32 protein-coding genes and 2 pseudogenes are annotated in these 19,885 nt (G+C 41.2%); 13 read left to right on the top strand and 21 right to left on the bottom strand.

Annotation, left to right across the window (positions count from 1 at the left end):
* A complete protein-coding gene (locus MAE_RS02055) occupies nt 1-1,164 on the bottom strand; it encodes a DNA cytosine methyltransferase (protein ID WP_012264102.1) in 1,164 nt (387 codons plus the stop codon).
* A gap of 255 nt (nt 1,165-1,419) precedes the next feature.
* Between MAE_RS02055 and gyrA the strand changes: the two genes are divergently transcribed.
* Both gyrA and MAE_RS33920 read left to right on the top strand, forming a co-directional pair.
* Nucleotides 1,420-3,972, top strand: a complete 2,553-nt coding sequence (gene gyrA, locus MAE_RS02050; RefSeq protein WP_002797789.1) for a DNA gyrase subunit A — start codon at nt 1,420-1,422, stop codon at nt 3,970-3,972.
* Nucleotides 3,947-4,108 (top strand): hypothetical protein, encoded by a 162-nt coding sequence (locus MAE_RS33920; protein WP_173351049.1) that lies wholly within the window; start codon nt 3,947-3,949, stop codon nt 4,106-4,108. Before gyrA ends, MAE_RS33920 begins: the two co-directional genes overlap by 26 nt.
* 194 nt (nt 4,109-4,302) lie before the next feature.
* On the opposite strand, the gene MAE_RS02045 is transcribed toward MAE_RS33920, so the two are convergent.
* The 3 genes from MAE_RS02045 to MAE_RS02035 all read right to left on the bottom strand — a co-directional run bounded on the left by MAE_RS02045 (nt 4,303) and on the right by MAE_RS02035 (nt 6,540).
* Nucleotides 4,303-4,833: a ComEA family DNA-binding protein gene (locus MAE_RS02045; RefSeq protein ID WP_002759087.1), complete on the bottom strand. Its 531-nt coding sequence runs from the start codon at nt 4,831-4,833 to the stop codon at nt 4,303-4,305.
* Nucleotides 4,833-5,228: an NINE protein gene (locus MAE_RS02040; RefSeq protein ID WP_002777830.1), complete on the bottom strand. Its 396-nt coding sequence runs from the start codon at nt 5,226-5,228 to the stop codon at nt 4,833-4,835. Before MAE_RS02040 ends, MAE_RS02045 begins: the two co-directional genes overlap by 1 nt.
* 76 nt (nt 5,229-5,304) lie before the next feature.
* Nucleotides 5,305-6,540, bottom strand: coding sequence for an RNA-guided endonuclease InsQ/TnpB family protein (locus tag MAE_RS02035; RefSeq protein ID WP_012264100.1), 1,236 nt, complete (start codon nt 6,538-6,540; stop codon nt 5,305-5,307).
* 142 nt (nt 6,541-6,682) lie between these two features.
* Here MAE_RS02035 and asnS point away from each other — a divergent pair, with 142 nt between their 5' ends.
* Complete coding sequence (gene asnS, locus MAE_RS02030; protein ID WP_012264099.1) at nt 6,683-8,047, top strand: asparagine--tRNA ligase; 1,365 nt, start codon at nt 6,683-6,685, stop codon at nt 8,045-8,047.
* Nucleotides 8,048-8,213: 166 nt separating this feature from the next.
* Here the strand turns inward: asnS and MAE_RS02025 are convergent, their stop codons facing one another.
* Nucleotides 8,214-8,450, bottom strand: coding sequence for a DUF6887 family protein (locus tag MAE_RS02025; RefSeq protein WP_419866683.1), 237 nt, complete (start codon nt 8,448-8,450; stop codon nt 8,214-8,216).
* Complete coding sequence (locus tag MAE_RS36305) at nt 8,447-8,731, bottom strand: DUF6888 family protein (protein ID WP_012264097.1); 285 nt, start codon at nt 8,729-8,731, stop codon at nt 8,447-8,449. Before MAE_RS36305 ends, MAE_RS02025 begins: the two co-directional genes overlap by 4 nt.
* A gap of 247 nt (nt 8,732-8,978) precedes the next feature.
* On the opposite strand from MAE_RS36305, the gene MAE_RS02015 reads away from it, so the two are divergent.
* The 7 genes and pseudogenes from MAE_RS02015 to MAE_RS33915 all read left to right on the top strand — a co-directional run bounded on the left by MAE_RS02015 (nt 8,979) and on the right by MAE_RS33915 (nt 11,941).
* Nucleotides 8,979-9,314 (top strand): hypothetical protein, encoded by a 336-nt coding sequence (locus MAE_RS02015; protein WP_041803675.1) that lies wholly within the window; start codon nt 8,979-8,981, stop codon nt 9,312-9,314.
* A gap of 66 nt (nt 9,315-9,380) precedes the next feature.
* Nucleotides 9,381-10,330, top strand: a protein-coding gene (locus MAE_RS28215) for an IS630-like element ISMae26 family transposase (protein WP_076611860.1) whose coding sequence is annotated in 2 segments (ribosomal slippage) — nt 9,381-9,723 and nt 9,723-10,330 — 951 coding nt in all. Because the reading frame shifts where the segments join, the coding sequence is not laid out codon by codon here.
* Nucleotides 10,331-10,611: 281 nt separating this feature from the next.
* Nucleotides 10,612-10,731, top strand: a pseudogene (locus MAE_RS34630) (PEP-CTERM sorting domain-containing protein); the annotation flags it as partial.
* A gap of 125 nt (nt 10,732-10,856) precedes the next feature.
* The gene (locus MAE_RS01995; RefSeq protein ID WP_012264094.1) at nt 10,857-11,093 is read left to right on the top strand and encodes a hypothetical protein; all 237 of its coding nucleotides are present in this window, start codon (nt 10,857-10,859) and stop codon (nt 11,091-11,093) included.
* Between the two features lie 2 nt (nt 11,094-11,095).
* The gene (locus tag MAE_RS01990) at nt 11,096-11,335 is read left to right on the top strand and encodes a hypothetical protein (RefSeq protein WP_012264093.1); all 240 of its coding nucleotides are present in this window, start codon (nt 11,096-11,098) and stop codon (nt 11,333-11,335) included.
* A gap of 199 nt (nt 11,336-11,534) precedes the next feature.
* Nucleotides 11,535-11,780 carry a UPF0175 family protein gene (locus MAE_RS01985; RefSeq protein WP_012264092.1) on the top strand — a complete coding sequence of 82 codons (246 nt, stop codon included), beginning with the start codon at nt 11,535-11,537 and terminating at the stop codon, nt 11,778-11,780.
* Nucleotides 11,777-11,941, top strand: coding sequence for a hypothetical protein (locus MAE_RS33915; RefSeq protein WP_012264091.1), 165 nt, complete (start codon nt 11,777-11,779; stop codon nt 11,939-11,941). Before MAE_RS01985 ends, MAE_RS33915 begins: the two co-directional genes overlap by 4 nt.
* A gap of 23 nt (nt 11,942-11,964) precedes the next feature.
* On the opposite strand, the gene MAE_RS01980 is transcribed toward MAE_RS33915, so the two are convergent.
* Nucleotides 11,965-12,249, bottom strand: coding sequence for a type II toxin-antitoxin system Phd/YefM family antitoxin (locus tag MAE_RS01980; protein ID WP_012264090.1), 285 nt, complete (start codon nt 12,247-12,249; stop codon nt 11,965-11,967).
* A 246-nt stretch (nt 12,250-12,495) separates the two neighbouring features.
* On the opposite strand from MAE_RS01980, the gene MAE_RS01975 reads away from it, so the two are divergent.
* A complete protein-coding gene (locus MAE_RS01975; protein WP_002792105.1) occupies nt 12,496-13,215 on the top strand; it encodes a PEP-CTERM sorting domain-containing protein in 720 nt (239 codons plus the stop codon).
* Between the two features lie 76 nt (nt 13,216-13,291).
* On the opposite strand, the gene MAE_RS01970 is transcribed toward MAE_RS01975, so the two are convergent.
* The 6 genes from MAE_RS01970 to MAE_RS01945 form a co-directional block, all read right to left on the bottom strand.
* Nucleotides 13,292-13,645 (bottom strand): type II toxin-antitoxin system RelE/ParE family toxin, encoded by a 354-nt coding sequence (locus MAE_RS01970; protein ID WP_012264089.1) that lies wholly within the window; start codon nt 13,643-13,645, stop codon nt 13,292-13,294.
* Nucleotides 13,638-13,976 (bottom strand): UPF0175 family protein, encoded by a 339-nt coding sequence (locus MAE_RS01965; RefSeq protein WP_012264088.1) that lies wholly within the window; start codon nt 13,974-13,976, stop codon nt 13,638-13,640. Before MAE_RS01965 ends, MAE_RS01970 begins: the two co-directional genes overlap by 8 nt.
* 71 nt (nt 13,977-14,047) lie before the next feature.
* Nucleotides 14,048-14,557 (bottom strand): DUF3368 domain-containing protein, encoded by a 510-nt coding sequence (locus tag MAE_RS01960; protein ID WP_012264087.1) that lies wholly within the window; start codon nt 14,555-14,557, stop codon nt 14,048-14,050.
* Nucleotides 14,554-14,799: a UPF0175 family protein gene (locus tag MAE_RS01955; protein WP_002748168.1), complete on the bottom strand. Its 246-nt coding sequence runs from the start codon at nt 14,797-14,799 to the stop codon at nt 14,554-14,556. The genes MAE_RS01960 and MAE_RS01955 overlap by 4 nt, the downstream gene beginning before the upstream one ends.
* A 318-nt stretch (nt 14,800-15,117) precedes the next feature.
* Complete coding sequence (locus tag MAE_RS01950) at nt 15,118-15,528, bottom strand: putative toxin-antitoxin system toxin component, PIN family (protein WP_012264086.1); 411 nt, start codon at nt 15,526-15,528, stop codon at nt 15,118-15,120.
* Nucleotides 15,518-15,724, bottom strand: a complete 207-nt coding sequence (locus tag MAE_RS01945) for a hypothetical protein (RefSeq protein WP_002797778.1) — start codon at nt 15,722-15,724, stop codon at nt 15,518-15,520. Before MAE_RS01945 ends, MAE_RS01950 begins: the two co-directional genes overlap by 11 nt.
* Nucleotides 15,725-16,275: 551 nt before the next feature.
* On the opposite strand from MAE_RS01945, the gene MAE_RS34625 reads away from it, so the two are divergent.
* Together MAE_RS34625 and MAE_RS01935 are read left to right on the top strand one after the other, a co-directional pair.
* Complete coding sequence (locus MAE_RS34625) at nt 16,276-16,422, top strand: UPF0175 family protein (RefSeq protein WP_231859700.1); 147 nt, start codon at nt 16,276-16,278, stop codon at nt 16,420-16,422.
* Between the two features lie 95 nt (nt 16,423-16,517).
* A complete protein-coding gene (locus MAE_RS01935; RefSeq protein WP_012264085.1) occupies nt 16,518-17,018 on the top strand; it encodes a DUF3368 domain-containing protein in 501 nt (166 codons plus the stop codon).
* 92 nt (nt 17,019-17,110) lie between these two features.
* Here MAE_RS01935 and MAE_RS36300 read toward each other — a convergent pair.
* From MAE_RS36300 to MAE_RS01905, 8 genes and pseudogenes are all read right to left on the bottom strand, one after another.
* Nucleotides 17,111-17,287 (bottom strand): annotated as a pseudogene (locus tag MAE_RS36300) (Txe/YoeB family addiction module toxin); the annotation flags it as partial.
* Between the two features lie 2 nt (nt 17,288-17,289).
* Nucleotides 17,290-17,523 (bottom strand): hypothetical protein, encoded by a 234-nt coding sequence (locus MAE_RS36295; protein ID WP_422730587.1) that lies wholly within the window; start codon nt 17,521-17,523, stop codon nt 17,290-17,292.
* Nucleotides 17,513-17,797, bottom strand: coding sequence for a type II toxin-antitoxin system Phd/YefM family antitoxin (locus MAE_RS01925; protein WP_012264082.1), 285 nt, complete (start codon nt 17,795-17,797; stop codon nt 17,513-17,515). Before MAE_RS01925 ends, MAE_RS36295 begins: the two co-directional genes overlap by 11 nt.
* A 177-nt stretch (nt 17,798-17,974) precedes the next feature.
* Entirely contained in the window at nt 17,975-18,256 is a 282-nt protein-coding gene (locus MAE_RS01920; RefSeq protein ID WP_002779898.1) for a hypothetical protein, read from the bottom strand.
* The gene (locus MAE_RS01915; protein ID WP_002779895.1) at nt 18,249-18,554 is read right to left on the bottom strand and encodes a hypothetical protein; all 306 of its coding nucleotides are present in this window, start codon (nt 18,552-18,554) and stop codon (nt 18,249-18,251) included. Before MAE_RS01915 ends, MAE_RS01920 begins: the two co-directional genes overlap by 8 nt.
* Before the next feature lie 272 nt (nt 18,555-18,826).
* Entirely contained in the window at nt 18,827-18,895 is a 69-nt protein-coding gene (locus MAE_RS28210; protein WP_231859783.1) for a hypothetical protein, read from the bottom strand.
* Between the two features lie 119 nt (nt 18,896-19,014).
* Nucleotides 19,015-19,335: a type II toxin-antitoxin system YoeB family toxin gene (locus tag MAE_RS01910; RefSeq protein WP_012264081.1), complete on the bottom strand. Its 321-nt coding sequence runs from the start codon at nt 19,333-19,335 to the stop codon at nt 19,015-19,017.
* Nucleotides 19,325-19,609: a type II toxin-antitoxin system Phd/YefM family antitoxin gene (locus MAE_RS01905; protein WP_012264090.1), complete on the bottom strand. Its 285-nt coding sequence runs from the start codon at nt 19,607-19,609 to the stop codon at nt 19,325-19,327. The genes MAE_RS01910 and MAE_RS01905 overlap by 11 nt, the downstream gene beginning before the upstream one ends.
* Nucleotides 19,610-19,885: the final 276 nt, after the last annotated feature.

Here is a 19,885-nt window from a genome sequence, read left to right as displayed (position 1 = left end):
TTATCTTGCCACCTCTCCAATATTTTTATTACCTGTAGCTATGAGATTTAAGTAGGGAATAAGAGCATAGCCAATACACTCTGCCAAACGTGGAGGTACGGCGTTTCCAATTTGCCACATCGCTTTTTTCATTGTTCCTTCAAAAATAAAGGAATCGGGAAAAGTTTGTAATCTAGCCATTTCTCTGGCTGAAATAACCCGATTTAAATAGGGATGGATATGAGTACCGCCATGATTTTCTTTAATTGTCATACTTGGCTTACCCCGATACTGTCGTTTGAAGGCATCAACATAACTTTCATATAAGGAACCCCCGGGAGGAACTTGAGCTATTCTGGCCATATATTCGGGGGAGTGACGAGTCCATTCGTGATTGATACTGGGAAGAGGTTCATAAGCAGGTAAATCGCAGATAGCGGCTTCAATCGGTTGGTATTTCTCCGGTACTAATTGAGGACTTGGATAAGGATTTGGCAGCCCAAATCTATTAGCTATGAAAATAGCTCTTGGTCTTATTTGAGGAACGCCATAGGCGGCAGATTCAAGAATTGCTATTGAAATATTTCCATAGCCAATACTTTGAAAAGCTTCCAGAATATTTTGCTTAATTTCTCCTTTTTTTATTGTTAGAATACCGGGTACATTCTCCATGACAACGTACCAAGGCTGTATTTCAGAAACAAGGCGGATAAATTCTTGAAAGAGATGATTCCTCGGATCATTAGCATCTCGTTTTCCAGCAACAGAAAATCCTTGACATGGTGGTCCGCCCACCACAAGATGAATGAATGGATTGCCAATTTTGGCCAACCATTCTTGAGTATTAAAATCATGTATATCACCACAAAAATGATGACAATTGGGAAAATTCTTTTGATGGGTTGCTGAGGCGATCGGGCTAATTTCTGCACTGGCTACAGGGTTAAAACCTGCTTGCAATAAACCTTGGGTGATACCGCCCGCACCGGAGAATAGATCGATAAAATTATAGCTATTGAGAGGCTGAAGCGGAACGTTAACATCGACCAGGACTTGATAGGGATCACGCTTTACCGTTGCTAGTTCGCGCTGAATTCTTTCGTAACGACCTAACTTGGCTTTTTTCTGTTTGCTTACCGCCTGACTTGGTTGATTATCTGGAAATAATGACAATTGCAAATCCATTACTTTAAGAACAAATGGCCTACATGACAATATTGTGACAGATAGTCCACAGAGTGTCAAGATCGGGCTGGAATGAGGGAAGAGACTTTCGGCAAAAGTTTGAGTGCCGCCTCAAACCCCAAAAAAGAGGGATTTTATGGTAAAATAGTCGTACAAATGGGCATATTCTGCACATCAAAAGGGTAAAAACCCGAATTTTAGCGAATTTACTCACAAAAACGCTTTTTTTGCCTTGTTATTGGAGTTAACCCCCCTATGACCGCCGCCCAGGATCATGTCGTCCCCACAGACTTAAGCAATGAAATGTCCCGTTCCTATCTAGAATACGCCATGAGCGTCATCGTTGGGCGCGCCTTGCCCGACGCTAGGGACGGACTGAAACCCGTACACCGGCGCATTCTTTATGCGATGTACGAACTAGGATTAACCCCCGATCGCCCCTTCCGGAAATGCGCTAGAGTCGTCGGGGAAGTATTAGGAAAATACCATCCCCACGGGGATACTGCTGTTTACGATGCTCTCGTCCGCATGGCCCAGGATTTCTCCATGCGCGATCCCCTGATTAACGGTCATGGTAACTTCGGATCGATCGATAACGATCCCCCGGCAGCCATGCGTTATACCGAGTGTCGTCTGCACACCCTGGCCACCAACGCCCTACTACAGGATATCGAGTCAGAAACCGTCGATTTTGCCGATAACTTCGATGGTTCCCAACAGGAACCCGTGGTTTTACCCTCTAGAGTCCCACAACTGCTAATTAATGGCTCATCGGGGATCGCCGTCGGTATGGCCACCAATATCCCCCCCCACAACCTGGCCGAGATTATCGATGGAACCGTTGCCCTCATCCATAACCCCGATCTCACCGATACGGAATTACAGCGTTATATCCCGGGGCCAGACTTTCCCACCGGGGGGCATATCCTTGGTAGAGACGGCATTCAGGAAGCTTACACCACCGGCCGCGGTTCCATTACCCTGCGGGGAGTGGCTACCATTGAAACTATCGAACAAAGGGGAAGACCCGATCGAGATGCTATTATCATCACCGAACTGCCCTATCAAACCAATAAAGCGGCATTAATCGAAAAAATCGCCGATTTGGTCAATGATCGCAAAATAGACGGTATTTCCGATGTGCGGGACGAAAGCGATCGCGACGGCATCCGGGTAGTGATCGAACTGAAACGAGATGCCTATCCCCGCGTCGTCCTCAACAATCTTTATAAACAAACGCCCCTCCAGTCGAATTTTGGGGCGAATATGTTGGCATTAGTCGATAACGAACCGAGATTACTGACTTTAAGGGAGTTTCTCCGCGTTTTCCTCGATTTTCGGGTAGAAGTGATCACCCGTCGTACCCGTTATGAACTCCGCAAGGCCGAGGAAAGGGATCATATCCTTCAGGGTTTACTAATTGCCCTCGCTAGTCTCGATGCAGTCATTGCCCTGATTCGCAGTGCTGCCGACACAGCTAGTGCAAAAGAGGGATTAGTGCAGAATTTTGGTCTTTCAGAGGTGCAAGCGGACGCAATCCTACAAATGCAGCTGCGGCGTTTAACCGCCCTAGAATCGGAGAAAATTCAGCAAGAACACGGGGAATTATTGGCAAAAATCGGCGATCTTCAGGATATTTTAGCCAAAAAAGAACGGATCGACAGCATTATCGAGGAAGAACTGCAACAGATCAAAACGATTCACGCTACCCCCCGTCGCACTCATATTGAACAACGGGAAGGAGAAATCGCCGAAACTGACCTGATTGCCAACGAACAAGCCTTAATTCTCGTCACCGAACAGGGTTACATCAAAAGAATGCCCGTTAATACCTTTGAGTCCCAAAATCGGGCAACAAGGGGCAAAGCAGGCGCAAAAATGAAAGAAGACGACGGCATCGATCACTTTATCACCTGCCGCGATCACGATAGCGTCCTCTTTTTCACCGATCGCGGGGTTGTCTATAGTCTCAATGCCTATCATATCCCCACCGGTTCCCGTACCGCTCGCGGCGTTCCCATCGTGCAACTGTTAGAGATTCCCAAAGGGGAGAAAATTACCTCGGTGGTGGCAGTCAGCGAGTTCAGCGAGGATAATTACCTGATTATGCTCACACAAAAGGGATTTATCAAGAAAACCGCCCTCGCTGCCTTTAGTAATATTCGATCGAACGGTTTAATCGCCATTTCTCTCGAAGACGGTGATCAACTACGTTGGGTTCGCTTGGCCAAAGAGGAAGACAGCGTCATTATCGGTTCTCGTCAGGGGATGGCCATTCATTTTAAGGCCGATAGTCAACAATTGCGCTCCTTGGGAAGGGCAACTAAAGGCGTAAAATCGATGAAATTGCGCTCAGGTGACGAATTAATTAGTATGGACATCCTGCCTAGTCAAATTGTCGCCCAAATCGCTGAATCTAACGAAGAAGAAACCGAGGACGAAAGCGAAGAAATTAACCCCGAAGTGGCTAATAATGGCCCCTGGGTGTTAGCGATTACCATGGCAGGACTGGGAAAACGGGTTCCCGTTACCCTCCTACGTCTGCAAAATCGGGCGGGATTAGGAGTCAGAGTGATTAAATTCCGCAAAAAGAACGATAAATTAGCGGCTCTGCACGTTGTTAACCCCCACGAGGAATTTATGATTATCACCGAACGGGGCATTATCATCCGTCAATCCGTCGATGCTATTACTCCCCAATCGCGATCGGCCGGAGGCATCCGGGTACAAAAACTCGATGAGGACGATGCGATCGCTGCGGTAGCCCTAGTTCCCCCTAGTGATGCGGAGGAATCTGAAGACATTTAGATTTGCTGGGAAGTGGGGAAGTGGAGTGTGGGGAAGTGGGGAAATGGGGAAGTGGGGAAGTGGGGAAGTGGGGAAGTGGGGAAGTGGGGAATTGGGGAAGTGGGGAATTGGGGAAGTGGGGAAATGGGGAGAATAAATAAAAATAATCTCCTGATTACTGTCTCCTGATTACTGTCTCCTGAATCCTGTCTCCTGACTCCTGACTCCTGACTCCTGACTCCTGACTCCTGACTCCTATCTCCTGACTCCTATCTGCTATCTCCTGACTCCTGACTCCTGACTCCTGACTCCTGACTCCTGACTCCTATCTCCTTTCCTGAGTATTTGGGATTAAAACTGGAAAAAGTGCATTAATTGGGAGATTTCCTGAGCGTCTAGGGATAAACGCCCTTTAAAATCCACAATATTCTTAAATAATCCCTGTTCTTCTCTATTTTTAATAATGGCAGCTGCCAAATTATCGCTGATTAGGGGTAAGGTGGTTAACTGCTCGATCGAAGCGGTGTTAGGATTGATTTTAGGGGGTGCGAGGTGACTTTCCCGACTATAATAGGCAAATTCTAGAATCGGCTCCCAAGCTTTCAATCTAGCCACAGGAACACTCAAAGCAGCCGCTAGATCTTCGAGACAAAGCAATTCTACCCCCATACCCGACAATTCCACCAACATTCGCGCTTGATGGATGGATATCCCCGGCAATCGCAGCCAATCATCCACACCCGCTTGACTGACATTAATTTTAATGCCCAATTGCGCCGCCATAGCGATCTCATCAAGGGAACGAAAGCGATAATAGGGATCATTGCTAATTTTGGCTTTTAAAGGGTTAAAAGTGCGCCCTAACCAGTTTTGCGGTGTCATTATAGTAATTGTCGCCGTTTTTCTTCAAATTCGTACTCAGAAATTAATCCTTCTTGCCGGAGGCGCTCTAATTCTCTTAAAGCTGCCCCGATCGCCTCTACTTGTTTAGGCTCTAAACTGGGGACAGTGGCAGCAGCGGTGGCAGTGGGAAAATAGTTAGCGAAAAATTGGTTATCTTGGATTAAATACCACACTGCATCGATCGCGCAAGCCACCCGGGGAATCGGAGTTTGCCAGAGGAGAAGATAAATAATTCCCCAGAGAGGTTGACCGAGATAGAATTTATGAATACCAGCGATAGGAAAGGGTAAAGCGAGAATGCTGCCGATAAAAGCCAAAAAAATCGCTAATTTACGGCTTTTGGGCTTACTTAATAATTTTTCCACCAGAAGCATGACACCTGTTCGAGATTGATTTTAGCCTGATCTGAACCTTCTATCGTGAACTACTCTCAAGGTCTTTGAGAGCTTCCTATTTCACAGGGGATTGCCTCAAGACGGACTTACGCCCAGCTTTTGGTCTTATATCCCCTCTATAGGCAGTATCGCTAGTTCCTAACGACAATATCCGTAAGCTTTCATCTCGAATATTTATTGCCGCATTTATGTCACGATCATGGATTGTTTTGCAATGCACACAAGTCCATATTCTAACATCAAGGGATAAACTACCCACTTGATTCAGACAGACATGACAAGTTTTAGAACTAGGGAAAAACCTATCAACTTCGATATAAGTTTTTCCTTCCCATTCTGCCTTGTATTTGAGCATTGTACAAAACATTCCCCAACTACAATCACTAATAGCCTTAGCTAAATTATGATTGCGTACCATGCCTTTGACATTGAGATTTTCTACCGCAATAACTTGGTTTTCGTTAACTATCTTACGGGATAGCTTGTGGAGAAAATCCTCACGACATCTTGAGATTTTAGAGTGAACTTTAGCTACTTTACATCTAGCTTTTTGACGGTTGTTACTGCCTTTCTTTTTACGCGATAACTTTTGTTGTTTCCTTTTTAGATTACGTTGATGTTTGGCTAAATGTCTAGGATTATCATATTTACTACCATTACTGGTAATAGCAAAATGATTAAGTCCTAAATCAATTCCTATGGCTTTTCCATCTATCCCCCCGCCTTCGTCATCCCCCTTATCAAGGGTAGATCCCCCCGCCTTCGGCACCCCCCTTATCAAGGGGGGCAGGGGGGATTGTCCGTCATCAACTAAAATAGAAGCGTAGTATTTACCGTCTGGGTTTTTTGAGATAGTAACGGTTTTAATTGTTCCTGCAAATTCCCGATGACGAACACAATAAACTAATCCAACTTTACCCGGTAATTTGAGGTAGTCACCTTCAAATTTGACATTAGCTGGATAGCTAATTGATTGTTTACCATGTTTAGATTTGAATCTTGGTAATCTCGCCCGTTTCTCAAAGAAATTTTGATAAGCTTGGGATAAGTTCAAAGCGACAACCTGTAAGCACTGGGAATAAGCATCTGTCAACCACTCATATTCTTTTTTGAGACTAGGCAATAGTCCCTGAATATAGTTTCGTGTCAGTCCTTTTCCTGTGGTTTTATAGGTTTCTTGGCATAAATTCAGGGAATAATTCCAAAACCAACGACAACAGCCAAAGCTTTTTGCTAAGGCTATTTCTTGCTCGGTATTAGGCTTAAGTCTGAATTTGTACGCTTTGTACATAAGAGTTATCAAGAAACTATAACTATGATAACATGGTTTTCGAGAATTGTCTATATACAAAGTCAGCAGAAGTCCATAAAAGCGAGGGACTTTTGCTGACATTCAGTTAAAATACTCTTTGGTTCTAACATAGGGATAAGCGATGACTACCAGAATCAAGGAAATCTTTCAAACAGGACAACCCGATCAATCCGTCACCGTGCAGGGTTGGGTGAGAACAAAACGAGAATTAAAAGAATTTACTTTCCTGGAAGTTAATGATGGCTCATCCCTAGCCAACTTACAAGTTATCCTCGAACCGACTTTACCCGATTATGAAAATGTACTAAAAACAATTAGTACAGGAGCAGCGATCGCTGTTTCGGGAAATTTGGTTCCTTCCCCGGGTAAAGGGCAAAATATCGAGTTAAAAGCGGCCGAAATCACCCTTTATGGTGACTGTCCCCCGGATTATCCCCTACAAAAGAAACGTCATTCCTTTGAATTCCTAAGAACTATTGCCCATCTGCGAGCAAGAACCAACACCCTAGGGGCAGTAATGCGGGTTAGAAACGCTTGCGCCACCGCTATCCACAGTTTTTTCCAAGAAAAGGGCTTTATTTGGGTACATACTCCCATTATTACCGCTAACGACTGCGAAGGTGCGGGGGAATTATTTACTGTCACCAGTTTAGATTTAAAAAAACCCGCCAATTTTGCCGAGGATTTCTTTGGTAAACGGGCCTATTTAACCGTCAGTGGACAATTACAAGCGGAAGTAATGGCCATGGCTTTATCTAATGTTTACACTTTTGGCCCGACTTTTCGCGCCGAAAATTCTAATACTTCCCGTCATCTGGCCGAGTTTTGGATGGTGGAACCGGAAATGGCTTTTTGTGATCTGGAAGGAGATCAGGATTTAGCGGAAGCTTTTCTGAAATATATCTTTAAATTCGTCTTAGAAAATTGTCCCGAAGATTTGCAGTTTTTTAACGAACGTATCGATAAAACGGTGTTAAGTACGGCCGAGAATATCGTTAATAGTGAGTTTGGCCGGATTACCTACAGTGAAGCGATCGAGTTATTAGAAAAAGCCGATCGTCAGTTCGAGTTTCCGGTAGAATGGGGCGTAGATTTACAGTCAGAACACGAACGTTATCTAGCGGAGGAACTATTTAAAAAACCCGTGATTGTCACCAATTATCCCAAGACAATCAAAGCTTTTTATATGCGTCTAGATGACAATAATAAAACCGTTTCCGCTATGGATATTTTAGCACCCAAGATCGGCGAAATTATCGGCGGTTCCCAACGGGAAGAACGATTAGATGTATTAATCCAAAGAATGCAGGAACAGGGAATGAATCCCGATGATTTGTGGTGGTATTTAGATCTGCGTCGCTACGGTTCCGTTCCCCACGCTGGTTTTGGTTTAGGATTCGAGCGTCTGGTACAATTCATGACCGGAATGACCAATATTCGCGATGTGATTCCTTTCCCCCGTACCCCTTTAAGTGCCGACTTTTAGAATGATGTCTAGGATCGACAGGAGAAAGGAGGAATGTAAATATTTATTAAATTGTAGCTTAGGCTACAGTCTTAGAGTAAAAAATGTGTATTTTTCACTGTCCTCCTTCTGTCTTGGGTTGGGCTATTGCTTGACCTGACTGCGAGAGAGTGCGATCGCACTGTATCTAAGTTAACTCATTTTGCTGAAAATTATGACGGGAATCTTGACGCATTTGTTCAATAACTTCGGGATATTTTTCCAGTTCTTCTAATGAGTTTAAAGGTGGATAAACTACTCGATCTTTTCTTTCATTTACCTTATCTACATAAGCATAAAAAGCCTCGTCATCCTCACGATGAGATAATACATAACTTTTTAATTCTTGAGATGTCATAGTTTTAAAATTAGGTTTTTGATTCATTTTATCCATTGTCCATTAGGTTTAATTTCAATCTCAATACCTTCACCAATTAACATGAAAATATTTTTAGTACGCTCATCCAATCTTATTAAGTTAATTGGTAAATAAAACCTTGTTGCCCAACAAGATAGGGTATAACATTGTAAGAGTTGTGCAAGTGTCGGAATATTTTTCCCTCCCAAAACCGAACGAATGACACTAATTATAACAAAATAGAGAATCTGCTTCAACAACTTCGAGACAGAGATGAACGCAAAGGCGAATCCGACAGACCGCGCCACAATAACTCAAGGAAGAGGATAGTTCGTCTGAGAAGGAGTAAAACAGTGGAAAACACCTGAGACTCCCTGCTCTGTCAACCCCTAAGCTAGGGAGAAAAATATAAAGACTTTATTAAATTGTAGCTTTTAATACAGTTGTGGGGGGGGAATGTGTATTGTTCTATTGTCTGCCTTGTGTCTTGGGTTGGGTTGTTGCTCGATCTATTGTGTTTTTGTCACACTTACATACAAATTTGAGGCTTATTTTATGAATCGTAGAAATGTCTTTGTAGGTAGTCTTTTAGGTACAGTATCCTTTGCCTTACTAGCTCAACCGGCATCTGCTTTAAAACTTGGACCTTTTCCAGATTTTAAAGGATTTGTATTTGAAAGTAAGAAAGTTACTTTGGAGACTTTTTTGGGAGTTGACCTAGGAAAATTTGGTCTTTGCTTTAAATGTGGGATTAAAGACAGCAGAGATTTTACAATTAAAATTCCCGTCCCAGTATTCGCAAGTACATATATAGATATCAAAGTAACTCTAGGAAATGTTGATCCTAATAGCCAAGTTGTGTTGACTGATGTTTGGTCTCTTGACTTATAGCAATTCTTGGAGCTATGAGGTACAATGGAAAGCAAATAGACAAATAATAGAACTTACCGGCTTCCTATGAGACCCTATTCCGTAGATTTTCGCCAAAAAATTATCGATGTCTGGAAGAAAGAAAAAATTTCCATTCGAGGACTAGCCCAGAGATTTGACGTGGCTAAAAGCTTTATTCAGAAGTTATTGAAGCAACATAAAGAAACAGGAGATATCCGTCCTCGTCCGCAAGGGGGAAGTCCGCCAACCAAGTTAAATAGTGAACAACTGATAATTTTAATAGAAATCATCGAAGCTAACAATGATGCAACTCTCGAAGAATTATCGGACTTACTGTATGAAAAGACACAGGTGAAAGTCAGTAGAGCCACCCTGGGGCGGCTTACGCAAAAACTCAATTACAGTTTCAAAAAAAAACACTACACGCGGCGGAAAAAGAAAGTGACAGGGTACAGCAAAAAAGAGTGGAATACTGGTCAGAAGTTCGGGAAATTGAGGCATCAAAACTAATTTTCATCGATGAATCGGGGGTAAATTTAGCCCTTTTGAGACTCTATGCTAGAGCCTTAATTGGCCGAAGAGCTCGGGGAAGAAAACCACAAAAAAGAGGGAGAAATATTTCAATAATTAGTGCTATAAGCTTAGAAAAAGTTGTCGCATCAGTCAACATATACGGTGCAGTGGATGCGGTAACATTTGAAGGATTTATTCTAAAGGAAGTGCTGCCAAAAATTAAAGAAGGAGACTGTCTGATCATGGATAACGCCAAGATTCATCTCGGAGAAATGGTCAGAGAAATAATCGAACAAGAAAAAGCTAGACTCATCTATTTACCTCCTTATTCTCCCGAATTCTCTCCTATTGAAAACTTTTGGTCAAAAGTGAAAGCGACGTTAAGAAAACTGAAGGCGAGAACTTACAAAGACTTAATAGAAGGGATTGAATTGGCTATGTTAGAAGTTACTCAAAAAGATATTCGCAATTGGTTTACTCACTGTTGCTACTGTACCTCATAAGTCAGAGAATTGCTATAAATCCATCTGGTAATCCAGACGACGTTCCTTTACAAACAGGTTTTAATGCTATTGATCCTCAAATTGTGCCTCTTTCTGATGAATTATTTATAGGGAGAAAAACGGGTACAATTTATACTTCCTTCTTGAATGTAACATCCACGTTAGCTGATCTTCCAAACCTTCTTCCTGGATATGACTTATCAGTTTTTACGGGTGACCCTAACTCAATAGTCTATGTATCACAAGCCCTAGTACCTGCATTCGATGTTGGAGAATGTATACCCGAACCCTCTACAGTCATCAGCTTATTAACCCTCGGCACACTAGGAGCAGCTTCAACCCTCAAACGCAAACTAAAACCCTCTAAATCCACTGAAAAAGAAACCACAAAAGTCGGCTAAATTGTTTCTAAAAATACCATAAATACCCCTTCAATCAATCTTGAGGGGGTTTTGTTTTTTTATATCTCTTTTTTGGCAATAGATGCTATAGTGAAAGGCCACTCTTTAAGATTGCTTGCTCGATCGTGGACTTTGAGATTATCAGCGATATCACGAATATCGAGATTATTGCCATAGGAACAGGAATTCGTAATCGGGAACGGTTGCAAAAACAGTATGGCAAAGGTAAATGGAGAAAATTAAAGGGCATAGCCCAAGTTCAGCTTCCCAATGGTATAGTAAGGTTAGCTGAAGTCCATTGGTATGAAGCTCATGGCATCGGCAAAAAAGAATTTAAGCTCAAGTTACCGTTTCTAGATTGACCATGAAAATAGAGTCATCTCCAACAAATAAGTTCGCAGTTTGTCTCAATAATGAAGGCTACGAAGCTTCACTAGAGGTGGGCAAAATATACCGCGTTGTCCCTGATGAGACAGCAGAAATAAACGGTCTAATTCGGGTTATTGATGAAAGTGGTGAAGATTACGCTTTTTCTGTGAATCGGTTTCATCCTATTGAGTTACCAAAGCCAATAGAAGAGGCATTGTTATCAATGGCCAACTAAAATCCTGCCAATCCACCGAAAAAGAAACCACAAAAGTAGGCTAAATTGCCTCTAAAAATACTATAAATGCTCCTTCATTCAATTTTGAGTGGGTTTATTTTTTTGCCCGTGTTTCCAATCATTAATTTTTCTTAATTAATTGCTCGCAAGTAGTTTTTGTGATACAATAATGGCTCTCAGTTTAATATCGTAAAATTCAATGACTATTGTGATTCCCAACGAAATTATACAAGCAACAGGAAAAAACGAGCAACTGTTGCGACTAGAACTGGCAATCATTATGTTTAGAGATTATCATATCAGTAGCGCAAAAGCGGCTGATTTTGCCAACTTATCTTTAATTGAATTTCGTCAAGAAATCGCCAAGAGGAATATTTGCGTAAATTATGATAGTGTAGATTGGCAACAAGAATTAGAAACCTTAAAAACTTTAGGTGATCTGTGATTGTTGTTAGTAACACCTCTCCTATTACCAGTTTAGCTGCTATCGGCTATCTTAACTTGCTCCATGATATTTATGGAACAATTATTATTCCAGTAGCTGTTTATGAAGAAATGACAGGATTAGGTTATTCAGTTCCAGGTACTATTGAGGATTGTTTTTAGGTTTATCTGGCTTATTTTCTCTTTTAGGACTCAATTCCTAACTCCTCTTTCAATTCAGCTAATGTTTGAGGAGTTGCATCTTCTGTCTGGGTCCATGCTAAAGAGCGAAATAAGCGTTGGGCATTTTCCGGAGATCGCAATAAATAAACACACTCTAATAAACTGGAAAGCTCATCTTCAGCAATTAACGCCACATTTTTCTGATTGCGACGCTTAATGACGATAATTTGAGATTCGTCACACACCTGATCTAAGATACTGGCTAAATTCATTCTCGCCTGAGAGTAGGTGGTTTCTTTGCTTAACATGATTTTTAGGGGAGACTTGTACAACTTTATTGTACAAGTCCAAGCTCTTGAACTCCCCAAAAACCCCAAAATCTGAAGGGATAGGAATGCAAATATTTATTAAATTGTAGCTTTTGATACATTTGTGGGGGGGGAGTGTGTATTGTTCTACTATCCGCCTTTGGTGTTGGGTTGGGTTGTTGCTTCACCTAATGGCTAAAGGGCGATCGCACTTAACAATATATTTAGCAAAAAAGAGAGGTTAGAATGCTAAAAAACTTAGCCGCCGTTTCTACTCTAGTCATTCCTTTTTTATTTTTTCCGACTCAAGCTCAAGCGATCACTATTAATTTAGCAACAGGATTAGATGCTTCCAATACCTTAATCACAACAGGAGCACAATCTGACGCTCACTGGACTGTAGATAACCCTCAAGGCAGTTCAACTACTACTCCGGCTCAAACAGTCTATCCGGGCAATCCAAATTGGTTTGGTGGATGGTTGGCTAATGGGCCTAATTCCACTTGGATTGCTAGAGATGCCAATACACCAGCTAATGGACTTGGAACTTATACTCGTGCCTTTGATCTGACTGGGGTCGATCTCTCGACAGTCTCTATTACAGGGAGTTGGGCGGTAGATGATACTGGTATTTTGGCTCTCAATGGGCAACAGATTGCCTCACTAAGTGCTGGCGCTTGGGGTAGTTTAACACCATTTTCTCTTGCCGCAGGTTCTTCCACGGCTGCACTTCTCAATCAAGGACAGAATCAACTAACCATTCGGATTATTGATCCAACAGATAACTTCCTAGAAGGAGTAAGATTGCAAGGAACTTTGACAGGAAGCAACGCACCAACCTCAGTCCCTGAACCCACCTCAACCCTCAGTCTCCTTGCCCTCGGCACTCTCGGCGCAGCTTCAACCCTCAAACGCAAACTAAAGTCCTCTCAATCCACTGAAAAAGAAACCACAGAAATAGGATAAATTGCTTCTAAAAATACCATAAATGCCCCCTTAATTCAATCTTGAGGAGGTTTATTTTTGGCATCTATTAATACTTCTAAAAACTGTCAAACTTATTAATGATGTCTTGAATTTGCTGCGCTGGGATGTCCGTTTGGTCAGATTTGGCATAGATGAGGAGCATCAAAACATAACTATTGTCTTTAAGTTGATAGATAACACGATAGCCGCTACTTTTGCCCTTTTGAATATCGCTGTTTTTGAGGCGAACTTTAAAAACAGTGTAGCCTATTCCTGGTATTTTATCGCCGATGAATTTGCCTATCTGAAGGTCATCAATTAGGGGTTGTATATCAGTACGAATGCTCCGATAGCGTTTGGCGAGGATGCGAAGTCGATCCTTGAATTCATCAGAGAAAAGGATTTTAATAGAGGGGATTCCTTCAGTCATCTATGCCATCCCACAGTTCAGAGATGGGATGTACTTTGCCCTCTTTAACTTGCTGAAGAGAAATACGAAGACTGGTGAGGATGAGTTCTTTTGGTTCGTCGTCGGGGTCCGTGGGTGGAGTGAGGATATTACGCGATACTAGCAATTGGTAGAAATCATCGATCGCCATTCCCGTTAGTTCGGCTGCTTGTTCAAATTGAAGACGTTGCTGCTGATAGAGCATGATAGCGATTTCCGTGAGCATTTGAGCTTCAGTCATTTGTACTGTTTGCAGAAGTTCAGAGGGAAGGATGAGGCTCATAGAGGTTTCATTAAGTGGTGGTAACTTCATTGTATCGCCATTAAAAAGAAACCACAAAAGTAGGCTAAATTGCCTCTAAAAATACCATCAATGCCCCTTCTTCAATCTTGAGGGGGTTTATTTTTTTCTTCATCAACAATCTGTAAAACACTGCTGTATAAAGGTGCAGCAACCCAAAATCCTGCTCGATCAATCAAAGCGTCTAGCAAGGGTTTCACCTCAGAGATTAACCCTCGATTCTTCGCCTCAACTAAAATGCCCAGAATTCCTGTGTATCGAAGATTAAGTCTAGCAGCAATTCTACGACCACGACGCTCATCAATCAAAACTTGATCTGCTCCCAACTCAAGTGCTAAAGCAATAGCCTCAGCTTCTCCCTTATCTAGTTCATCAGCAAGAGCTTTAATCACCGTGCGGTTAGTTACCGTTCGAGTTTGAATCCAATCTAAGGTTTGGACTTCTATTGAACCTGCTACTGGAAAATCAGGCTCAGTTAATTCTCGATAAACTGCTTCAGGAATAAAAACTATTTCGTAAAGTTGTTGTAGCAGATGAAGTTGATTAATGGCGGCAAGATTGTTGATAGGGGATGTATCACTGACAACAATCACAATCTTCCCATCTCCCGCAAGTTCTTAATATCCTGTTCAAAATCTTCGACATCGTAGTGTACCGGAATTTGACGACTTGCAAGTAGGTGTTGAAAAGCAATACGATTCATTCCTGCAAATCGACTCGCTTGAGCAAGGGTGAGCTTCTCTTTTTGAAAGAGCATGACCGCAATTTCCTGCCTCATCTCAGCTTCAGTCATGCGTGTTGCACTGAGAATTTCATCGGAGATATCAATACTCATGGCTATAACCCTATCTATCCCTTCCTATTGGAATGATATCATAACCCCCTTCATTTAGTCAGTTGAGCAGGTTTATTTTTTGCGTCTCTTCCTCTTACACATTTTACACATTAAGAATCGGTTTTATGCTATTGAGTTACCAAAGCCAATAGAAGAGGCTTTATTATCAGTTGCCAAATAAACCCCTCCCAATCCACCGAAAAAGCAACCACAAAAGTCGGCTAAATTGCCTCTAAAAATACCATCAATGCCCCTTCAATCAGTCACTTGAAGGGGTTTATTTTTTTGCCTTCCTCCCTCAAAAAATTCTCAGTGACACTAGAAAATAGCTAAAAACTCTGCTGGAGTAATAATTGGAATCCCTTGATAAGTATTGAGAATTAAAAGATCCTTATCGCCTGTTATGATGTATTGTGCCATTCCAGATACAGCTAATTCTAAGAATTTATTATCATCTAAATCGGAACACACTCTCGTTTCATGCAATATATCAACAAATAAGCTCCTATTTTTAAGAGACGACAAGAAATCTAACCTATCATCTTTTTCTAAATATTTGTCAAATTTCTTTTTACTTATTCTCGTTGCCAATTCTTGATAAGTTGCCTCGCTCTGGAGAATGGTAAATTGACTGACTGCTATATTGATTACTTTTTTGGGTGTTCCTAGTGGATTGAGTAAAGCACTAATAAAAACATTGGTATCTATAACAACTCGATTAGGATTCATCTGCTAATAGTTCTGTTAGTTTATCTTCTGTCAAACCTTTAGCTTGAGCTTTTTTGCCGACTTTATCCATAATTGAGATAAGACTTTCTGAATTTTCCTCAATCGTCAGATTAACTTCTTGTTCAGGAGAAAGACCTAACTGAGCGATTAGTGTAGGAATCTCCGATACCTTAATATTTTTGAGAACTTGTTTCATGGCTTAACTAGGTAACTAGGTGTATCTTCAACTTTCATTGTACTCTATTTAGGGCTTGCTGAATAAATCTAAAAACCTTGTTGGGTAAGACTTTTAGACTTTTTGGAAACCAAAAAGTGCCAGATCTGGGAGTGATCGGGTGGAAAATTCCTGGACTTTTTCCCTGAAAATTAGGTAATTGACCCCCTCAAAATCGCTAAAACCCTACACCCTACACCCTACACCCTACACCCCACACCCTGCCCCCAGGAAAAACTTTTTGCCGCAAACCCTATTTAATCACATTTAACAGTTTTCCTCAAATCGTCCTCGACCTCTTCGCCACAACTTCAACCCTGAAGCGTAAACTAAAACCCTCTAAATCCACCGAAAAAAAAACCACAAAATTCGGCTAAATTGCCTCTAAAAATACCATAAATGCCCCTTCATTCAATCTTGAGTGGGTTTATTTTTTTGCCCGTGTTTCTAATCATTAATTTTTATTAATTAATTGTTCACAAGTAGTTTTTTGTGATATAATGGCAACTCTCAGATCGATATCGTAAAATTCAATGACTATTGTGATTCCCAACGAAATTATACAAGCAACAGGAAAAAACGAGCAACTGTTGCGACTAGAACTGGCAATCATTATGTTTAGAGATTATCATATCAGTAGCGCAAAAGCGGCTGATTTTGCCAACTTATCTTTAATTTAATTTCGTCAAGAACTCGCCAAGAGGAATATTTGTGTAAATTATGATAGTGTAGATTGGCAACAAGAATTAGAAACGCTAAAAAGCTTAGGCGATCTGTGATTGTTGTTAGTAACACCTCTCCTATTACCAGTTTAGCTGCTATCGGCTATCTTAACTTGCTGCCTGATATTTATGGAACAATTATTATTCCAGTAGCTGTTTATGAAGAAATGACAGGATTAGGTTATTCAGTTCCAGGCACTATTGAAGTTCAAACCCTATCTTGGATAGAAAAGCGAGAGTTAAAAGATCGTTTATTATTGAAAGATTTACAGAAGGAATTACACCGAGGAGAATCAGAAACGATAGCTTTAGCTATTTCTCTAAATGCTGATAGAGTCATTATAGATGAGAACCCTGGCAGAAAGAAAGCTATGAGTTTAGGCTTGAATGTTATGGGAATTTTAGGTATTTTATTAATTGCCAAAAGAAGAAGATTAATTGCTGCCATTCAGCCATTAATGGATGATTTAATTTTAAAAGCAGGTTTCCTTGTTAATCAAAGATTGTATTTATATCTATTAAGATCGGCGCAAGAAATTGATGAAAATCAATAAGTCAACCCCGCCAACTTCACCGAAAAATAACCGACAAAATACGTTCTTTGTCTCCTTTCTCCTGTAACAGTTCTTAATAGGTTTGTCTGAGTTTAGCCTGATTGATAATGATAACGAGCTTGTAAAAAATAAACCTTATTTCCTGTGACTTTATAAACCAAACGATGCTCTAAGTCGATCCGTCGTGACCAAGTGTCGGCAGCAATATACTTAAGAGGTTCGGGCCTACCCAATCCTGTAAACGGATCGGCATCCAAAATATCTGCTAAGCTTAGACGCACTTACATTGCACTTTAATATCCTGGAACGCCTTGTAGATAGGGATACGAGTAGGAAACTTAAATGCGTCTAAGCTTACTAAGTCTAAGATTTTATCGCCTTTTTTCGGTTCGTTCCGATACCACCAAGCTAAATCTGCTTTGAAATCAGGACTAAAAACGGGCAAATAACTATGAATAGAATTGTTTTTAGGTTTATCTGGCTTATTTTCTCTTTTAGGACTCAATTCCTAACTCCTCTTTCAATTCAGCTAATGTTTGAGGAGTTGCATCTTCTGTCTGGGCCCATGCTAAAGAGCGAAATAAGCGTTGGGCATTTTCTGGCGAGCGCAATAAATAAACACACTCTAATAAACTGGAAAGCTCATCTTCAGCAATTAAGGCGACATTTTTCTGATTGCGACGCTTAATGACGATAATTTGGGATTCGTCACACACCTGATCTAAGAGACTCGCTAAATTCATTCTCGCCTGAGAGTAGGTGGTTTCTTTGCTTAACATGATTTTTAGGGGAGACTTGTACAACTTTATTGTACAAGTCCAAGCTCTTGAACTCCCCAAAAACCCCAAAATCTGAAGGGAGAGGAATGCAAAGATTTATTAAATTGTAGCTTTTGATACAGTTGTCGGGTAGTATGTGTGAATGTGTCTCTTGGTGTTGGGTTGCGTTGTTTTGGTTTACCCTTTTTTGAAATTACTTTCAACTAGCTCACCCGTGATATATTTGTGCAGGATACTAGAGATAAGTGTCTGATAGGGGATACCTTCCTCTATTGCTTTAGATTGAAGAGCATCCAGATCAAGGGAAGACAAACGCAAAGTAACTTTCTTATCCTTATTTAGGGTAGCTTTCCCATAGGATTGTATCTCGGTGATTCTCTCTGGTGTGGTGACAGAAAGCCACTCATCTTTTTCATAAGAATCGAGAATTTCTTGTTCTTCTTGATTAAGCTTAGTCATTATTTTTCTGGAGTCCAAGATATTTCTTTGTCGCTTTTCTTGAGGGAATAATTGTTTTGAGAAATAGTTCTGATGGCGAATCTATATAGGGAACCAGAAAAGCATAACTACCAATTCTTACAACCATCATGCGCTGGTTAGGATATTTAGTAACATTGGGATGGACGAGATCTTCTAGGACATTTCCTTGTTGTATTGCTGTAACGACCATCTCAAATGTTAGCCCTCGTTCTTGTTGAAGTTGTCTGTTCTTTTCTTGACTCCATCGAATTGTTTTTATGCCCTCATTTTCTGACATTTTAGCTAGAGTGTCAATCAAATCCCCAGATCACTGAAAATCCTGATGCTGTCAAGGGAGTAGTACAGATACCAGCGTAAGCCATCAGGGACAGGAATGTAAAGATTTATAAATTGTAGCTTTTGATACATTTGTGGGGGGGAGTGTGTATTGTTCTACTATCCGCCTTTAGTGTTGGGTTGGGCTATCGCTTAACCCAAGCTGCGAGGGGGAACGTACTACGTTCTTTGTCCCCTTTCTCCTGTAACAGTTCTTAATAGGTTTGTCTGAGTTTAGCCTGATTGATAATGATAACGAGCTTGTAAAAAATAAACCTTATTTCCTGTGACTTTATAAACCAAACGATGCTCTAATGGGACTTAGACAAAAAACAAATCGAGAAAAGCTTCAACTCCAATCCCCGCTTGGGATTTACTTCGAGAAGCCCAAAATCGCTGAAACCCAGATATATCAAGGAAAATCATAAATCGAGGTTAACCCTTTGTCCCGTAATGGTTTGAGCCTTTTTTGCTGACCGAAAACGCCTAAGTCCCACTAAGTCGATCCGTCGTGACCAAGTGTCGGCAGCAATATACTTAAGAGGTTCGGGCCTACCCAATCCTGTAAACGGATCGGCATCCAAAATATCTGCTACTAAGTCTAAGATTTTATCGCCTTTTTTCGGTTCGTTCCGATACCACCAAGCTAAATCTGCTTTGAAATCAGGACTAAAAACGGGCAAATAACTATGAATAGGATTGTTTTTAGGTTTATCTGGCTTATTTTCTCTTTTAGGACTCAATTCCTAACTCCTCTTTCAATTCAGCTAATGTTTGAGGAGTTGCATCTTCTGTCTGGGTCCATGCTAAAGAGCGAAATAAGCGCTGGGCATTTTCTGGCGAGCGCAATAAATAAACACACTCTAATAAACTGGAAAGCTCATCTTCAGCAATTAAGGCGACATTTTTCTGATTGCGACGCTTAATGACGATAATTTGAGATTCGTCACACACCTGATCTAAGATACTGGCTAAATTCATTCTCGCCTGAGAGTAGGTGGTTTCTTTGCTTAACATGATTTTTAGGGGAGACTTGTACAACTTTATTGTACAATTCCAAGCTCTTGAACTCCCCAAAAACCCCAAAATCTCAATCGCTGGTTGGGGAGAGAAATATAAAGATTTATTAAAATGTAACATAAGATACAGTTGTGAGGGGGTAGTATGTATTGTTTTGTTGTCCGCCTTTGGCACCTAGTTGGGCTGTTGCTTGACCTGGGTGCGATGATAGCGATCGCAATCAAAATATTTAGCAAAAAAGAGAGGTTAAAATGCTCAAAAACTTAGCCGCCG

It is taken from the genome of Microcystis aeruginosa NIES-843 (assembly GCF_000010625.1).
Taxonomy (GTDB): Bacteria; Cyanobacteriota; Cyanobacteriia; order Cyanobacteriales; family Microcystaceae; genus Microcystis; species Microcystis aeruginosa.
The sequence above is the reverse complement of the archived record's forward strand: the minus strand, read 5'-3'. Positions and strand labels throughout refer to the sequence as shown.

Coding starts and splice junctions, on each gene's coding strand:
- MAE_RS02055 (WP_012264102.1), bottom strand. CDS start 1,164: ATGGATTTGCAATTGTCATTATTTCCAGATAATCAACCAAGTCAGGCG.
- MAE_RS34625 (WP_231859700.1), top strand. CDS start 16,276: ATGACTATTGTGATTCCCAACGAAATTATACAAGCAACAGGAAAAAAC.
- MAE_RS02035 (WP_012264100.1), bottom strand. CDS start 6,540: ATGTACAAAGCGTACAAATTCAGACTTAAGCCTAATACCGAGCAAGAA.
- MAE_RS01915 (WP_002779895.1), bottom strand. CDS start 18,554: ATGTCAGAAAATGAGGGCATAAAAACAATTCGATGGAGTCAAGAAAAG.
- MAE_RS01975 (WP_002792105.1), top strand. CDS start 12,496: ATGCTAAAAAACTTAGCCGCCGTTTCTACTCTAGTCATTCCTTTTTTA.
- MAE_RS01955 (WP_002748168.1), bottom strand. CDS start 14,799: ATGAGTATTGATATCTCCGATGAAATTCTCAGTGCAACACGCATGACT.
- MAE_RS01925 (WP_012264082.1), bottom strand. CDS start 17,797: ATGTTAAGCAAAGAAACCACCTACTCTCAGGCGAGAATGAATTTAGCG.
- MAE_RS33920 (WP_173351049.1), top strand. CDS start 3,947: ATGCGGAGGAATCTGAAGACATTTAGATTTGCTGGGAAGTGGGGAAGT.
- MAE_RS01985 (WP_012264092.1), top strand. CDS start 11,535: ATGACTATTGTGATTCCCAACGAAATTATACAAGCAACAGGAAAAAAC.
- MAE_RS02040 (WP_002777830.1), bottom strand. CDS start 5,228: ATGCTTCTGGTGGAAAAATTATTAAGTAAGCCCAAAAGCCGTAAATTA.
- MAE_RS01905 (WP_012264090.1), bottom strand. CDS start 19,609: ATGTTAAGCAAAGAAACCACCTACTCTCAGGCGAGAATGAATTTAGCC.
- MAE_RS01970 (WP_012264089.1), bottom strand. CDS start 13,645: ATGACTGAAGGAATCCCCTCTATTAAAATCCTTTTCTCTGATGAATTC.
- MAE_RS02015 (WP_041803675.1), top strand. CDS start 8,979: ATGAATCGTAGAAATGTCTTTGTAGGTAGTCTTTTAGGTACAGTATCC.
- MAE_RS01945 (WP_002797778.1), bottom strand. CDS start 15,724: ATGAAACAAGTTCTCAAAAATATTAAGGTATCGGAGATTCCTACACTA.
- MAE_RS01920 (WP_002779898.1), bottom strand. CDS start 18,256: ATGACTAAGCTTAATCAAGAAGAACAAGAAATTCTCGATTCTTATGAA.
- gyrA (WP_002797789.1), top strand. CDS start 1,420: ATGACCGCCGCCCAGGATCATGTCGTCCCCACAGACTTAAGCAATGAA.
- MAE_RS01950 (WP_012264086.1), bottom strand. CDS start 15,528: ATGAATCCTAATCGAGTTGTTATAGATACCAATGTTTTTATTAGTGCT.
- MAE_RS01990 (WP_012264093.1), top strand. CDS start 11,096: ATGAAAATAGAGTCATCTCCAACAAATAAGTTCGCAGTTTGTCTCAAT.
- MAE_RS01980 (WP_012264090.1), bottom strand. CDS start 12,249: ATGTTAAGCAAAGAAACCACCTACTCTCAGGCGAGAATGAATTTAGCC.
- MAE_RS01965 (WP_012264088.1), bottom strand. CDS start 13,976: ATGAAGTTACCACCACTTAATGAAACCTCTATGAGCCTCATCCTTCCC.
- MAE_RS02045 (WP_002759087.1), bottom strand. CDS start 4,833: ATGACACCGCAAAACTGGTTAGGGCGCACTTTTAACCCTTTAAAAGCC.
- MAE_RS02025 (WP_419866683.1), bottom strand. CDS start 8,450: ATGAATCAAAAACCTAATTTTAAAACTATGACATCTCAAGAATTAAAA.
- asnS (WP_012264099.1), top strand. CDS start 6,683: ATGACTACCAGAATCAAGGAAATCTTTCAAACAGGACAACCCGATCAA.